Source organism: Paraburkholderia sp. GAS38 (genome assembly GCF_050434965.1).
Lineage (GTDB): Bacteria > Pseudomonadota > Gammaproteobacteria > Burkholderiales > Burkholderiaceae > Paraburkholderia > Paraburkholderia phenazinium_A.
Genome location: NZ_JBNDJO010000025.1, coordinates 46,821 through 62,191 on the forward strand (window position 1 = coordinate 46,821; position 15,371 = coordinate 62,191).

Here is a 15,371-nt window from a genome sequence, read left to right on the forward strand (position 1 = left end):
GATGCTTATTACGTGACAACGGCCATAGGGGCGCCGTCGGACCTAACGGAGGGATCGGATCGCGTTCTGTCGAGCCGTGGCCCTTACGAGGTTCAGCCTGGGTGGGTATGCAGATCGCATGAGGCTGTGACCGGCCAGGAACGGACCTTCGACACGGAGGCTTAGATGGCCGACAATCGCGGGTCGAACCTGCGCGAACGTACCTTGAAACCACGGAGCTTGTCTTGCCGATCCCGTTAAACAAACCCGTTCAAGCTGCGGCCAAAGATGTATTGCAACAGTTGGTTGGACATATAACACCCGAGTCCACGGAGACTTCGATCGCAACCGCAGCGGCGGCCATGCTTGCTGAACGCGGTTATCCAGACACGTGGTACTACAACTGTCCGGCGTTTGTTTTATTGGGTTCTCGTAGCAAGGCTTCACTGTCGGGGCGTGTGTACGAGCCCAGCACGGAACCTGTCGGCTTGAGAAACCTTGTGACGGTCGATCTTAGTCCGCGAAGTGGCGATATCTGGGGCGACTGTGCGCGGTCGTTCTACGTCGAAGAAGGCGTCGCACGCGTAGAACCGACCACCCCGGAGTTCGTGTCCGGATATGAGGCGGAGAGCCGTCTGCATCGGAAGATGCGTGCGTTCGTTCGCCCCGATACTTCCTTCCACGATCTGTACGAGTTTGCCAATGCGCAGATCCGTGAGGAAGGATTTGAGAACCTCGACTTTCTCGGTAACGTTGGCCATGAGCTTCCCCTGAAACTTCGCCTTCCAACCGGTCGTGTATAAACTCGACGGAAAGGAAGGGAATCAGGGATGTTTAAAGTACCGAAACAGGCGTACACGGCGGAGTTCAAGGTGGCCGCCGTCCAGCGGGTCAAGGATGGCCAGGGCTTCGGCGTAGTGGCCCGGGAACTGGGCATGTCGGAGCAGACGCTTCGCAACTGGGTGAAGGCCGAAGCGTCGGGCAAGCTGGGCGGAGCCGGAGCGAAGCCAGTTACGCCGGAGCAGATGGAACTGTCGCGTCTGCGAGCAGAGAACAAGCGCCTGCAAATGGAGCTTGAGATCGCAAAAAAAGCGGCAGCATACTTCGCGAAGGACCTGCTGTGAGGTATGCCTGGATCGACCAGCAGGTCGGGCAATATCCGCTGTCGTCGCTGTGCTGGGCGTTGTCGGTCAGTGTGAACGGTTATCGCGCGTGGAAGCGCGGCGGCAAGCCGGGACGAACGCGCCTGACGGACACGCAACTGTTGACGCTGATCCGGACGGTGCACGCCGAGGTCAAGGGGGCCTACGGTTCTCCGCGCATGACCGGGGAAATCCGTGACCGCGGCTTTCCGGTCAGCAAGGAACGCGTGGAACGGCTGATGCGCGAGAACGGCATCCGGGCACGGCACAAGCGCCGCTACCGGGTGACAACCGACTCGAAGCACAAACTGCCAGTCGCACCGAATCTGTTGAATCGCGAGTTCACGCCTGCCGGGCCGAACCAGGTGTTCAGCGCGGACATCACGTACATCTGGACCGACGAGGGCTGGCTGTACCTGGCCGTGGTGCTTGACCTGTTCAACCGGGAAGTGGTGGGCTGGTCGATCAAGCCGCGCATGGCGGCTGATCTCGTGACGGACGCACTGACCATGGCCTGGTTCCGGCGCCGCCCGACGCCAGGCGCACTGTGTCATTCGGATAGAGGCAGTCAGTACGCGAGTCACGAATTCCAGCGCCAGCTGGCCGCTTACGGCATGCGTTGCTCGATGAGTCGCAAAGGGAATTGCTGGGACAACGCGCCGACGGAAAGCTTCTTCAACAGCTTGAAAAACGAACGGGTTCACGCCACGCGTTACCGGACGCATCAGGACGCGAAGGCCGATCTGTTTGAATACATCGAAGTGTTTTACAACCGCAGTCGTCGTCATTCATCGCTCGGCATGGTTTCACCGGAGCGGTTCCTTCGGGACTGGATCAAGGCTCATCTGACCAGCGATGCCGCTGCATGACTCGGGGCCGACGGAAGGCGAAAAACGGAGGGAAGCTCACCACAGCATCTGCCAACACAGAGACGACCGGCAGTATATCGAAGCTGGGAATCATCGCCGTCTCGGCGAGGTAGCGTGCTTTACCTTCGAACCTCACATAAGCCAGCACGGTGGCCGCTGGGGTTTCAAGCACGAAAACATCTACTACTTCGATAATTCGGGCGCTGTGATGGAACTCTAATATGCTCGGGGTCGAATCGGCCGTCGATTTTTTCTCAATGGCGTTCCGACCAATCGCGGTCGGTTGAGTGAGGAGCGCGTCGGACCGTGGTCGGCCATGAGCGGTCGTCCGGCATTGACCGCTTTCTGGCAACATTTGGGTATTCAGAAGAACGGCCCAAATCACGGATTAAACAAGTGGCTGTATCGCGTTGGGCAGACGAGCAGATGCTATTGTTCTTACGGAGAGGCGACGAACGATTGGATCATGTCGAGGTATAAATTCTCCAGCGCGCAACGATACGCGATATTCTTGGTACATGGCATGAAGTGCTATCTGTGCAGGGTCCCACTCGACCTCACGTCAATGGTAGTCGACTATGTTTTGCCCGAGCACCTTCTCGAGAGTCCCTCGCTATTTAACGCTGCTAAGTCGGCGCTTGGCCTCCCCGCTTCGTTCGACCTAAACTGTATGTGCATGGCTTTGCTCGCTACGCCATAATCAACTGCCGAGCCTAGCTATGGCCAGCGAAGAGCCGGACACCTTCACCGGCTGGCAGCGGCATCCGATTGAAGGTTAGCGCATGAAGGGTGCTGATGGACGCTGCTGCAAAGCATGAGAACCGCTATCGAGCGGTCATCGAGTACGCGAACGGTGCAATGTTCAATGTGGCCGAACTGGATGCATGGGCCGCATCGAACAAGGCGCCGATTTCCTTTCGGAAGTTGCTTGTATACGACGGTGTGAAGGACGGTTACGACTCGGCACGTCACTACGTGTCGTTTGAAATCCTATCTACAACCATCGCGTGGGCTATCGTCCCGGAAGACGCGGACCCGAATGATGCTCGGGCCCAACTCATGGCAGCGCACGATACTGCGGAGCCAGATGACCCGGTGTCCCGACTGCGAGACCTCGTCATGGTGCGCTATGACCGCCAGCTATTGAGCGCAGTTTTCGACGAAGGCCTCTCCCTGTACGACACGCTCACAATGTCGCGGATTGACATAGGCGCAGCCCGGATACGTTACGACGCCGAGCCCGAAGCCTACTTGCAGGCGGCGCAAGCGCGGCTCATTGATATCGCGCAGGGGATGGTCACGGCTGCGGACATCGAGCGGGCCAGGAATACTCTTGAGCGGAAATTCGCCAGACTCGACCATCTGACGTGGGCGCTCGTCATTCTGGCGGCAGATCCGCCGTCGCCTGGCGAAGACCGTTATCGACAAGTACTGAGCATGACGCGCTGGCTCCAGGCGCTGGGCCTTCCGTTCCGGCATAGCAACGGGCTGCCCGCCAGCCAGCCGAAAGGCGTCCCCGTTGCCGGGATGGACGTGCGCGAATACCAATATCTGGCCGTTGCAGATGTTCGGACGGCTGCGATTGAAGCCCGATGCTGGCCTATCGGGGAACAGGAGGCCCCATCTATGCCACTCGTTGCCCACCTTGGGCCACGCCCGGTTAGACTACCCAATGCATCGAAGGTGAATGTTGAAGAACTGGTGCAGGAAATAGCCTTTGCATTGGTCCCAATTCCCGACGACGAGAGGCTTGCAACGCTGAAGAAAGAAACGCCTGATGGCCCGCACCGGTGGAACATTGAACCGCTGACCGGGGACGATTGGCGTTTGGTCCGAGAGATATGCGGAGGCAACCCGCCCGCCCCATGCTCACCGGCTCAGTTCGAAGCGTGGCGCGCACCATTCGACGCCGCACCGAACAGCCCTGATTGGGATTTTCGCCCGGAATTTAAGCCAAGCAACGAAATGCAGGCTGCTCAGTCACGCTGGAGTCTCTTCAATGTTCAGCACCTTCAGCAAATCAGGCAGAAGGCAGAGCGCAAGGAACTGTCGCTCGTAACTCCGGCAGGCATCGAGACAAGCGACATCTACGATAACGCAGGACTTGCCATTGGTTGCCTTCGCATCGTCGACGCAAAGCGGTATCTAGACCAATGCTGTATCGCTTGGGAAGTTGTATCCGTCGCCGGGCATGAACTGACCGCGACGAAGTCGGGAAACGGTATGACACACGTTAAGCCGAATTGGAGCGTATGGCACCATATGCTTAAGGCGAGTCTGTCCGATGCGGTATGCCTGTCATGCAACGTCAGCCCCGGCGCGGCAACCTTGAACCCGATACAGCACGGCATCGCGCACCTGTTGGGGCTAGATTTTGTCGGATGGGACGTCACCCGCGAAATCGCGGAAAGACTCTCCATCGCACGAAGCCACGCCGGAACCGGCGGCACGCTGCCGACCCTGACCGGGGATAAAGATGGTGAGGTGTACCTGGCGAAGTTCGCCGATTGGGCAGTGAACACGATGAAATGGACCGTGCCTGATGAATTGCGCGCGCTGGCGGACACCGCTCGACCTCCCCACTCATCCGCGGCCGACGTCACCGTCATTTCCGCGCTTGCCAAAACGGGGACTGTCCACTCGATAATTACCGGGCGCACCAACATCCTCGACCCTGAGATAGACAATGCCATCAAGGAAAAAGGTACGGACGTGAATCTGGTTTATCCCTATCTGCGCGAGCGAACGTTGAACGGAGAAGGCCTATTTACAGGCGTCGCACCCAGCGGAGCGCTGGAATACACGGATGCTAACGGCCGGGTAAAGGCGCTTACCCGAGACGCACTGGCCAAACGACTGAAACGCCGCTGAAAAGCCGACAGCGGACGCTAACCGCCGCTTGCCGCCAGACCTATCGGTCAATGCAAAGGTAAGGCAAAGAATCTGTATCACCTCAATTCAACGCCGGTAGGCGAGAAGGTGATACACATGACCATGCAACAACTCGCGGCGGCTCAATCGAACCGCCCAATCACGACCGAGGAGCTGGCTGCGCTCCTCTCGATTCGCTCGCAGTCCATCCGCAAACGCTACCGCCAGAGCGGCGCGTGCTTCTCGCTGCGACCGGTCAAGCTGCCGAATGGCCGCCTGATGTGGCCGGATAACCAGAATCACGCACCCGAGCAATTCAGCCTGTTCCCGCCGGAGCCGTTCAACCCGACCTGGCCGAACGCTGGCACGCTGGCGGCCGAAGCGCTCGCGCGCCTGCTGACTGGCGAGCGCCTGACGCAGCCCACTTTCGGTACAAGCCGCTGGCGCCTCGCCGCATACATCATGACGCTGAAGTATTTTGGCTGGCCCGTAAAGTCCGCGCGCGTCCAATATCCCAGTCGCACTCGTCCGATTGCGCAATACTGGCTTGAAAGCGAAATCATCCATGCGGCCATTGCATTCATCGAAGGCGCAACCTAGCGCCCGTTGACGAAATCGGGTTACATGGCGATTACACGGTCGCCAAATAGCAAAAAGCCCGGTCTTCAAAACCGGGCTAAGCGCTTGATTTCATTGGCTCGAAAGGATGGGCTCCAACCCCCGACCCTCGGCTTAGAAGGCCGATCCGCGTAGGGTGATTTAGCGAATGGCTGCTATACATCACGAACGGACCTGGAGCCGGACAAGTGTCGAGCGGCTGAGATGGGTCGAACCCGGCCGAATACGGCATGTTAGGTTCGCCCATAGACCCAAGTGTTCGATCAGTACTCTTCGGGAAGCAGGATAGTCGTAGTTGCGCGATCAGCCTCCGTGATGATCCACACCTTCCTTCTCCCGTCCGGCAGGTTGTAACTCGACAGCACCCGCTTTCCGGTCAGCAAGGCGAGTTCGTTTGAGGCAAGATCCTCTGCGCTCAGATCACCCCAGTCGCCGTGAATGTGCCGCGCGAGCAGCAGCACACCTTCGATTCCCGCTGCATCAAGCATAGCTTGAGCGCCCGGCGTGATGACGGGCCGTCCCATCGGGAAACGCGGGCCGTTCGTGTAGCTCATGCGCAGCCCTCCATTGCGTAGTGGGCGTTGGGCCAGACGGGGTAGGGACGGCTTGTCGGTTGAGCCGGGCGTGTGGCGCTACCGGGCACGACGTCATCGAGGCGTTCGATCGTTGTATTCGCGCGATTCCACTCCGTGATGACCAAGATGCGGGTCTGGTCCGACAGGCGGTAGATCGAGATCAGTCTCAGGCCGGTCGCGATCGACACGTCGTTCTGGCGTTTGTCATCGTCGGACACGATGCCCCAATCACCAGCAATGTGGCGGAGCACGACGCTGATGACCGGCACGCTGTTGGCACGCAGTGTTGCGAGCGCCGCGTGCGAGACGAGCAGTTCGCCCGGATGAAATAGCGGTTTGAGGCGGGTAGGTTGGAACATCGACTTCTCCTGAAAATGGACGAGCACGCCCCTCCGGTCGAGCCGGATGCACGCGGTAAATGAAGGGAAGCGCGGCAGCGTGCGCCGGCTTGAACAGGTTTGGGAGTTACGGCCTACGGTTGTTCGGCTACAGCGGAACGCCTGCACCGAACTGTCTGGGCGCCATCTCCAGATGCGCGCGGAGCGCCGGAAAGATGCTGACTACGCGGGGCATCGAGGCGAGGATGCGGACCAACTCTCGCTGGCGGTGCCGCTCGAAAGCCCAGGCTGCGGCGAAGCCAATGGCCGTGATACCGGCCACGACACCGAGCCCCTTTGTCACGGGACAGAGGCGCGGCGGCAGGTGAACGAATGTCGTTTCGTGCATGGATTGCTCCAGATAAAGGGCGAGCACGGGCATCCGGATGAACCGGATAACGTGATCGTGTCGTGGTGGAAAAGAGAGCGGGCGCAGCACGCGCCCGGCTTATGCCGTGAGGTCGGCGAGCTGGCGGCGCAAGGCAGAAGCCTTGGCCTGAGAGCAGCCGAGGTACTTTCGGATGCCAGCGACGGTAGGTTTGATGGCCCCCGATTCGATGTCGCGACGCAGCCTTGCGAGGTCGGACTGGGGGAACGAGACGGTCGGCGGCACGACTGGCGGAACGGTTGAATGGACGGTTGATGGCGCAGCTGATTGGGTGAGTGTCGTCACCTGAGCCGTTTCGGCAGTCACGTCGTGCGCCACCCCGTGACGACCGGTAACAAATGACTCTTGGGCCTGAGGAATCACTGCGATCCATCAGAGCAGACAGGCCACGCCTTCGAGCACAGCCGCGAACACCAGTCCGGCGAACAGATCCAGTCGTGTTTCCGGTATTCCGCAAAACGTCGCGAGTCGTGAGGTGACCGGATCGCCACGCGCAGTCACGCGACGTTCGGCGTTACCATCCTCGATGGTCTGATACCGTCGAACATCAGCGGCTTCAGCGTCGAGTGCATCAAGCCGGGCTGCGAGTGACGTTCGACGAATCTGCCATGTCGGGCAGTCACGAGTACAGCGCCGTGCATCCGCCCGCGCCAGTTCCGCCGTGACCGATGCCCGGTCAGCCATCACGGCTGTCAGTTCCCGATGGACTGGAACACTGGCGACCGGAATAGCCGACACGCGAAGCTCCCCTGCATGAAGCTGCGATAGCAGAAAGAAGGTCGCATGCCCGTATGAGGCTGCGGCCATGCAACCGAGCCAGAGCACGGCACCGACCACGCGCCCGGAGAGCGGAGCCGACCGGCACAGTGCGGGCAGCAGGTGCGCGCCAGCGACGAGCACGACACCGATTGCCACCCACACCAGTCGCTCGGCAAGCCATCCGCCGCGTTGCCAGCCGGCGAGCACCGACATGCTGATCGCCGTTCCTGTCGCCACGACTGCCAGAAGCGGGACCGGACGGACGCGGATCATGCGGCCTTCCCGCCGAGTAACGCGGCACGCTGTTCGAGCTTGCCCCTTAGGCCCGAAGCTGGTGGTACATCCGGTTCGGCAATACCGTCACCCTGACTAACGCCGCTACCGGATCCGGCCGGGTAGAACTCCTCGGTGACGGCGGCGCTTTCCTCGATACTGTCTTCGAATGCACCGTTACTGAATCCTGCACGCGCTGCGGCATCGAGTGCGGCCTGATCGAAACCCGCGGCCCGGCGCCGCGCATCCAGCTCGCGCGCCTCCGTGATCGCCGCTTCGAGCGTGCTGCCGGATCGCACGCCTAGATCCACGTAGTAGATCGCGGAGCGGTAGCTTTGCGTCGTGGACTTGCCGCGCAGCTTCAGTTCCAGCGGCAGACAGGCGAGCAGATTGACCGATACCGCGCTGAAGTAGTGTAGTCGCGCGGTGAGTGTCCGGATACTGTTGTACGACGTGGTGCGAAAGATGAAACTGCCCATTTCGTCTTCGTCTCCGATCAGCACGTTGAGCCGGCCATAGGGCTTGCAGGCACCGCCCTGACCGAACGCGCAGCCATCCGGCGATGGGCACGGCAGTTCTTCGATCCCGGCGTCTCCGGCACGACGGCAGGTTTCGCCGTTACCGACGCACACGGGTCTACCAGTATCGCGGTCGAAGCACGAGTATTCCGCCCGCAGGTTCAGGTCGGGATCGTTGAACAGGAACCGCACGGGGATCGTGCGCAGCTTGCCCGGCTGGGCCTTTCGCAGTTCGGCATCAACGGGATGCAGCATCCAGCCGTCCCGGTTCTGCACCTGAGACGTGACCGTGAACTGATCGTCCTTTTCGGGAAGCCGCTTGCCGTTCTTTTCGACAACGCGACCAATCGAAATCCGTCCGATAACGGGTGGGGTGATAGCCAGACCTTTGAGCATGGCAATTCTCCTGTATCTATACAAAGGGAAATGAAACGAAGGAAGGGAGCAGCAGGAACGGCGGGGAATCAGGTGCTCACGAGAAATCGGCGCGAGCCGGGCTTCGTGATGGCGTATGAAGTAGCGATGTGCGGATGGTCGACGAGCAGGCGCTTCAGATCGACACTGGTGCCGTCCTTGCTGCGTCTGTAGGAAATGGAACCCGTCTCGAACTGCGCCTGGTCTGCCTCGCCCATCGCTTGCACGATGGCCTGCTTCAACTGCGCCTCGACCTGCTGGCGAGCTTCAATGTCACCCCGCACGGCAACGAGATCAGCGAACACGGACGACAGCCTGCGATCGTCTGTGAAATCGACCGTGCCACCGGCACCCGGATACAGGCAACGCAGCGCGCGATCCGCCGAATCCGAACCATCAGCAGGCGGCGGAGAATCCGTCGTCACGAATCGCCAGAACGCAGCCTCGAGTTCGATCAGACGGGCAATGAGCCCATCGTCACGTTCGATCCGATGGACCTCAAGTTTCTGTCCGCAGAGCAGCACGGCCACGTCGGCCGCCTGCCCGCCCGTGACCGCGAGTTGGTGCTGCACCTGAAGCTGCACGTATTCCGGCACGCCGTCACGCCAGAGCCGAGCGCCGAATTCGCCTGCCGTCTTGCATTCAAGCAGTTGTACTTCGCGACAGCCGACTACCTCGCGATCGACGTTCGCGAGCATGAACGGGATGGTCGGATGTTGCAGTACCGCGTTGACACGTCTGACCTTGTTGCCGGTCTGCTTCGTGTACGACGCTGCAACGATCGGTTCCAGCAGCGTTCCCCAGTAAATCGGTTCGGTAGTGTCGTCGGGATTGGGGCGAGGCAGGTTCGCATCGCGCCCGGTCTTGATGAGCCACAGTTCGAGCGGACTCATATACGGACTGAGCCCCACGGCGGCGGCGGCATCCGAGCCGCCGATTCCGTTTTTTCTCACCAATAGCCATTCGTCGCGCGACAGGTCTCTCGTTTCCACGAGTCGTAATGCTGGACAGTTTCTGCCCCGTCCAGCCAGTTCAGCTTGAGACATGCGTACCTCCAGATGTGAAAATGCCCGGCGGGAAACCCGGCCGGGCGTGTATCCCGTAACAGCGGTAGCGGGAAGGTCATGCGATCAGCTTCATCGCCTCGTCCCATGCGCGCTGCTTGAGCGTGGCGCCGGCACCGAACCACGCGGCATCGCGTCGGTGATCGTCGCTGCGAGCACGACGCTGGTGATCGACGAATTCCGTGACGCTGTTCACCAATCCCCAGGCCGTGCCAGATGCAGAAGGCAAGGTCGCCCCCTTGCCACGACCGGCGTATAGTTCGTGTACCGCCTTGATCGCGCGGTCGTTGGTGACCAGCGCCGGCGTGTTCGGACCGCCTGCCGGATACGTGAGCACACGCTGGAAGAACTTCTCGGCCATGGGATCGTTGACCTTGCGTTCGGAGAGCGCTTTCATGCGGGCCATGAAACCGTCCCACGACGAGATGGCGATGCCGAGCTGGCGCTTCACGGCCTGTGCGTCGAACTGACTGCGGTGACCGACCTTGACCGCGCCAACACTGTCGCCAAGTGCAATTTGCAACGTGTTGTTGCACACGACACGAACGGACGTGAACTGCGCGGTGGTCGCGAGCGTGCCGTCGCAAGCCGTGGCGAGCAGCAGATAGCCGTTGACCTGATCCTTGCCCTTGAGGGAGACGGATTGTCCGGTACGCGCGAGCGCCCAGAGCTTTTTCCCGTCTTTGAGGACGCCCGCGGTTTCCAGCTCGAACCCACCCACTTCTGTAAGGTCGCGGTAAAACTCGAGGATGTCTTTGGGTTGAACGACTTGGTACCGCGGCGACACGACGGACAGCGGTTCCTTCGTGTCCGAGCGATAGAGCACGCGCTGTTCGGGAAAGGCGTGGATCGAACCGAGATTGCTGGAACCACCGGCCACGTATCGGACCTCAGCTGCTTCGATCTGCCAGTCCATTCCAGCTTCGCGCGCCCACACTTCAATCGGTTGGTGCGGGGAGAGTTGATGGCCAAGCCCATGCCAAGGCGTTTCTCCGACATAGGCCATGTTGCGAACGAGATGCATGTTTGACTCCTTGGAAAAGACGAGCGCATACAGCCCGGCACGTGGCCGGGCGAAAGCGCGGTGATGGGAAGAAACTGCGGAAGGAAAAAACGACAGCTTAGGCAGATGCTTTGGGCCGACTGAAAGTGTGGCCGCAGGCGTGACAGCGGAAATTATCGAGTACCTTGTCATCGACGATTTCTCCGAAGACGGAGCCCGTGGCGCATCCTGCAGCGCCGCCGATCAGGCCAGCGATCACAGCTCCGGCAATGGCGCCGCAAACGGCACCAGCGGGACCGGCGAGCAGGCCGACGGCTGCACCGGTTTCCGCGCCGGAGAGCGCAAACGCAATGCCGCTCGTGGTGCCCGCCACCGTGCCGATGGCGCTGCCGGTCTTGCGTGCCAGATTACGCGCATCGACACGGGAAGAGTGGCATTTCGGGCAGGGCGGCACAGTGCCGGAAATCGACGCTGAGCTGTCGCGTGGCGGCGGCACCAAGGCATGTTCGAAAGGCTCGTCATCATGCCCGGCGAGATACATATCGTCCTGGTCGAACGGTGCGTGGGAAAGGCGCGGATCATGCATGAGCGATTGCCTCCCGACGAACTTTCTCAGTGTATTGGCGCAAGCCAACCGACGTGAGTGCGCCGGCTGTGAAGACGATCGAGAAGACGATCAAATAATCGAATGGGGACGGGTAGGTGGGCATCACGAGCTCCCAGGGGGTTCGCCAGCAAGGAATTGTGCTGACGGAGCGGCAGACTGATGCTGTGCTCGGAGCTGTGATATAGGTTTGAAAAGATCTAGGATCGCTGCCGAAACTTTGAGCCAGGAAGCCGGTAGGGAAAGCGGGACCTAACCGGCGTCCCACACCCAGGAAGATGGTGACGCCTCCGCATAGTGGGCGTTAATTCGATGGTCGGGCCGCGAGTCGCTCATACAGGTGGCTCTATCCGAGCGATCTCCATCCAGCCCCGGTCGAAAGTGAACGTCCGAGCATGGGCGACGGGGTCCTGAATCATGAGCGCCCGAGCCTTCGCGGGGTCGGTCGCGTGCTCGACCACGTATAACCAGTACCCGGCCCGGTGCCTCGTTGGCGGGCGCAGTCGAACTGGGTGCGCGAGTGCCCTACGGGGCGATCCTCCAGGCTGCCCGTCATTGACTCGACCTCGACCCAGCGAACCGGCTTGCCTCCGTCGTCAACGTCATATAGGACATATCCAGGGTTGCCTTCCGGAGTGCGGCGCAGTGTCGGCTCAAGCCGGGTGATCAGGTCAATGGCGTGCTCCTCGATCCGCATCCGCGTCGCCTGATCGAGCCCGTCCGGATCACGCTCCTCCTTATCAAGATGAGTGCCGACGTAGGAAATGAAAGGGCGCCCTCCCGCTTGGCCGGGAGATCTCTTTCCTTTGTTACCGTCACGCGTTTCGCCTTCCCTCCCGCCACACTCGCCAGGTCGTCCCGAGCCTCCGGTGCCTTTGCTGCCGCCTGACCCACTGTGGAGCCGCTATGGCCTTCCCCACCACGTCCCGTGCCGCCTCCCGCCACGTTGTCGCCTCCGTCTGGATCAGGCGTCCCGGGTGGAATGTCCGGCATGTCGTCGCCGTACAAATCCTTCGCGTCGTCGTAGACGTCGCCGTCCGATGATGTATCAGGTTCAGCCTCCACTCCCGGCTCGTCTTCGCCCCCGGGCGGCAGGTCGGCAATGCCGAGTCGTGACGTTAAGTCGGCGACGCTGGTTATGCCTAGCTTTCGCAACAGATCGAGAGCCGCTGGATCGATTCCTGCTTCTTTCGCGAGCTGGTCGACGATCGGCGGTTTGAACTCGATCTTGGTGAGCAGGAAGGGATTCGGCTTCCATCCCAGGCTGTCGAAGATCACCAGTCTATGAGACCGGAGCTCACCATTTGCATCTGGCACCTATGCTGGCTCATTGAGCAGTCGAACGTAGGCGGCATCAAATCGGGCCACCTTTGACTCATGCGAATAGCCCCATCAATAGGTTCCATAGAAGGCTCCGGTCCCGCGCGTCTCAAGGTCAACCAGTGAGTCCCAGAGCAGCTTGGCTCGTGCCTTTGCATCATCGGCTGATAGCAAGGGAATCTGCGCAAGGAGCTGTGTCAAACCACGGAGGGTGAAATCCTCCGGCTCGCTCTCCCAACTTGCTCGTTCCAACCCCGCTTCTCTTCTGATTCGCGCTCGATCTTGCGAACTCAGCGTTGTCTGGATCGGTGCAGGGTTTAGGTACCGGCTTGCACCACAAGCCACGAGCAGATCTCGAACATCTTCGCCTCGAAAGCAGTCGTAGGCGTTATCGACGATCATCACGTCTGGTACTCCGGCAAACAGCTCCTTCAGCCGATCGGTGGCGATGTAAGCATTCATTGGCTTGTTGACATAGCCAGCCCCATCCCCCGCGTCGACGACCGTCACGAATGCCGTCTCGCGCAAGGCTGTCAGCAGCTTTTCCCGCTGCGTCTTGGAGTCCGTGGTAAATGCCGCGAGGATGTCCGCCAGCCGTCCTTGCCAGTATTACTCTACAGCCGCTACCAAATTATTTACCCATCTTCTTACCCATTCCCTATGGCGCTGTGACGACGAAGTAAGTCGCCCTCCCACCGTTCCCTGCAGGGTTTACAAGAAGCATGGATGCGAATCAAATCGGATGAACGTCTCTCAACCGGCGCGGATCGGAGGGCCCGCCTTGGCAACGCTAGGTGGCCGGGGTTATCATGACGCCCGAAAAGTGATGCAAATAACCGCAATCTGATGACAAGACCGCGCGCAAATCGGAAGACCGTCCGTACGACCGTATCACTCGATGAACGGATGTACTCCGACGTCCTCGCACTAGCGACGGAAAATGACGTGTCCGTTGCGTGGCTTATGAGAAAGGCGCTTGCGGAGCTGCTGGCTCGTCGAGGAGGACCTGATGGTGGGCGAAATATTCGCGACAGCTCTGCGTCGCCCTCCAGCTCGGAAAGTAAAGAACTTGGTTAAAGACTGCACGTTTGCCACCTGCGTCCTCTAAATAAGAAGCGATCTATGATCCCTGAAGACAGCGCACTGCTACTACACTCCTCCCACACGGTCGATCTAACCAGCGTACAAGCGCGCGACTTGCTTTGCCACACAACCCCTACTAGTCGCAAGCGCCTTGGCGCACTGCAACCACCGTACACCGGGACCAAGAACGTGCACGAAAGGTTGAGGGACATCCTCGAGCCGCTCGACACCTTATTCCCTATTCAAGAACGCCTCGATCTGGGACCCTTTGTTCACTGGAAAGGAAACGCTTCTTCGCCAATGCACAGATGGTTACGCTATCGCGAAGCGTATTCGCCGGAACTCATCGACAAACTAGGCCTGGGAGAGCGCATTCTCGATCCGTTCAGTGGTTGCGGCTCAATCCCCATTGGGGCGGCGACAAGAAACCGGAAAGCGTTGGGCATCGACCTAAACCCCATTGCCGCTTTCTCATCTAAAGTTAAGCTGCATCCTCTGAACGATACCCAGTTGGAGCGAGTACGTGTTTTCACGAGAAAACTCCCCAAGCTTATCGAGACGCATGACCGTGCGCCGCTGCCAGAGCTGAGTATTTCAAATAAAGTCTTTGAGCCTCTGATTTTGGATTCAGTATTACGAGCGCGGACAGCATTAGAAAACGTATTTTCTAATGATGCGGAGATCCGCGATTTCGTGTTCCTCGGATGGCTATCGATCCTTGAGATTGTCGGCAGTTATTTCAAAGAAGGCAATGGAATCAAGTACCGAAATAAAAAGAGGCAGAAGGGCCGCTATGAAGACCGCCTAGACGGGGAGTGGCAACTTGCACGTTTCGGGGCAGACCAACGTCAGTTTTACAATGAGACGCTTGCAGCGCAACTGAACATGATGTTGGACGATGCGTGCGCTTGGCGATCAGGGACATGGGATAAACAACAAGTCGTCAAGGGAACTGCATTCGAGCTTAAGAAAATTGTCGGCCGTCGCCGTTTTGATTCCATCATATTCAGTCCGCCATACGCAAATCGGTTCGACTATTTCGAATCATTTAAGGTAGAACTATGGTTTGGTAACTTCGTTAACTCCTACGAAGAACTGAATGCTTTGCGAAAGGCATCTTTACGGTCTCATTTGGGTGCTGACTTTGCACGCCAGTCGGATTATCTGGAGCCGCTCGAAAGGTTAATTCACGTCATGGACCGAGGGGCTAGCAGCTGGCGAATGGGAGTTGCAGAACTGGTTCGCGGTTACTTTCACGATTTGCGGGTCGTGCTGGAGCAGTGCCGCGATGTGTTGCCGACGGGCGGTTGCCACGTTGTAGTCGGAAACTCTGCATTTGCCGGAGTGATTATTCCTACTGACGTGTTAACTGCGCTGGTCGGGCGACAGGCAGGTTTTAAAAAAGCACGGATCATAGAGACCCGACATCTCACGGTCGCCCCTCAGCAACGAAATCAGTTGCGCGGATTTGAGAAATACATGCGCGAATCAATTGTAGTATTAGAATGAAAGAT

The 15,371-nt window shown here is 59.4% G+C and carries 16 protein-coding genes; 6 read left to right on the forward strand and 10 right to left on the reverse strand.

The features are described 5' to 3' along the window. The first annotated feature begins 224 nt into the window (after positions 1 to 224). From P3T42_RS36225 to P3T42_RS36240, 4 genes are all read left to right on the forward strand, one after another. Positions 225 to 782 carry a M24 family metallopeptidase gene (locus P3T42_RS36225; protein ID WP_429308736.1) on the forward strand — a complete coding sequence of 186 codons (558 nt, stop codon included), beginning with the start codon at positions 225 to 227 and terminating at the stop codon, positions 780 to 782. Positions 783 to 809: 27 nt separating this feature from the next. After that, a protein-coding gene (locus P3T42_RS36230) for an IS3 family transposase (RefSeq protein ID WP_429308737.1) occupies positions 810 to 1,990 on the forward strand; the annotation gives its coding sequence in 2 pieces (ribosomal slippage) (positions 810 to 1,062 and positions 1,062 to 1,990; 1,182 coding nt in all). Between the two features lie 795 nt (positions 1,991 to 2,785). Continuing rightward, entirely contained in the window at positions 2,786 to 4,861 is a 2,076-nt protein-coding gene (locus P3T42_RS36235) for a hypothetical protein (RefSeq protein ID WP_429308738.1), read from the forward strand. A 117-nt stretch (positions 4,862 to 4,978) separates the two neighbouring features. Beyond that, a complete protein-coding gene (locus tag P3T42_RS36240; RefSeq protein WP_429308739.1) occupies positions 4,979 to 5,461 on the forward strand; it encodes a hypothetical protein in 483 nt (160 codons plus the stop codon). Positions 5,462 to 5,742: 281 nt separating this feature from the next. On the opposite strand, the gene P3T42_RS36245 is transcribed toward P3T42_RS36240, so the two are convergent. The 10 genes from P3T42_RS36245 to P3T42_RS36290 all read right to left on the reverse strand — a co-directional run bounded on the left by P3T42_RS36245 (position 5,743) and on the right by P3T42_RS36290 (position 13,284). Further along, on the reverse strand, positions 5,743 to 6,033 hold the full coding sequence (locus P3T42_RS36245) for a hypothetical protein (protein ID WP_429308740.1): 291 nt from the start codon (positions 6,031 to 6,033) through the stop codon (positions 5,743 to 5,745). Beyond that, a complete protein-coding gene (locus tag P3T42_RS36250) occupies positions 6,030 to 6,413 on the reverse strand; it encodes a hypothetical protein (protein WP_429308741.1) in 384 nt (127 codons plus the stop codon). Before P3T42_RS36250 ends, P3T42_RS36245 begins: the two co-directional genes overlap by 4 nt. A gap of 127 nt (positions 6,414 to 6,540) precedes the next feature. After that, positions 6,541 to 6,870 (reverse strand): hypothetical protein, encoded by a 330-nt coding sequence (locus P3T42_RS36255; protein WP_429308742.1) that lies wholly within the window; start codon positions 6,868 to 6,870, stop codon positions 6,541 to 6,543. Between the two features lie 321 nt (positions 6,871 to 7,191). Further along, complete coding sequence (locus P3T42_RS36260) at positions 7,192 to 7,851, reverse strand: hypothetical protein (RefSeq protein WP_429308743.1); 660 nt, start codon at positions 7,849 to 7,851, stop codon at positions 7,192 to 7,194. After that, a complete protein-coding gene (locus tag P3T42_RS36265; RefSeq protein ID WP_429308744.1) occupies positions 7,848 to 8,765 on the reverse strand; it encodes a phage capsid protein in 918 nt (305 codons plus the stop codon). The genes P3T42_RS36260 and P3T42_RS36265 overlap by 4 nt, the downstream gene beginning before the upstream one ends. Before the next feature lie 68 nt (positions 8,766 to 8,833). Further along, a complete protein-coding gene (locus P3T42_RS36270) occupies positions 8,834 to 9,829 on the reverse strand; it encodes a YqaJ viral recombinase family protein (RefSeq protein WP_429308745.1) in 996 nt (331 codons plus the stop codon). A 76-nt stretch (positions 9,830 to 9,905) separates the two neighbouring features. After that, entirely contained in the window at positions 9,906 to 10,871 is a 966-nt protein-coding gene (locus tag P3T42_RS36275; RefSeq protein WP_429308746.1) for a DUF932 domain-containing protein, read from the reverse strand. A 97-nt stretch (positions 10,872 to 10,968) separates the two neighbouring features. Then, on the reverse strand, positions 10,969 to 11,436 hold the full coding sequence (locus P3T42_RS36280) for a hypothetical protein (RefSeq protein WP_429308747.1): 468 nt from the start codon (positions 11,434 to 11,436) through the stop codon (positions 10,969 to 10,971). Positions 11,437 to 12,120: 684 nt separating this feature from the next. After that, complete coding sequence (locus P3T42_RS36285) at positions 12,121 to 12,771, reverse strand: hypothetical protein (RefSeq protein WP_429308748.1); 651 nt, start codon at positions 12,769 to 12,771, stop codon at positions 12,121 to 12,123. A gap of 75 nt (positions 12,772 to 12,846) precedes the next feature. Beyond that, entirely contained in the window at positions 12,847 to 13,284 is a 438-nt protein-coding gene (locus P3T42_RS36290; RefSeq protein ID WP_429308749.1) for a hypothetical protein, read from the reverse strand. 336 nt (positions 13,285 to 13,620) lie between these two features. On the opposite strand from P3T42_RS36290, the gene P3T42_RS36295 reads away from it, so the two are divergent. Next, positions 13,621 to 13,851 carry a CopG family transcriptional regulator gene (locus P3T42_RS36295; protein WP_429308750.1) on the forward strand — a complete coding sequence of 77 codons (231 nt, stop codon included), beginning with the start codon at positions 13,621 to 13,623 and terminating at the stop codon, positions 13,849 to 13,851. 45 nt (positions 13,852 to 13,896) lie between these two features. After that, complete coding sequence (locus tag P3T42_RS36300; protein WP_429308751.1) at positions 13,897 to 15,366, forward strand: hypothetical protein; 1,470 nt, start codon at positions 13,897 to 13,899, stop codon at positions 15,364 to 15,366. The last annotated feature ends 5 nt before the right edge of the window (positions 15,367 to 15,371 follow it).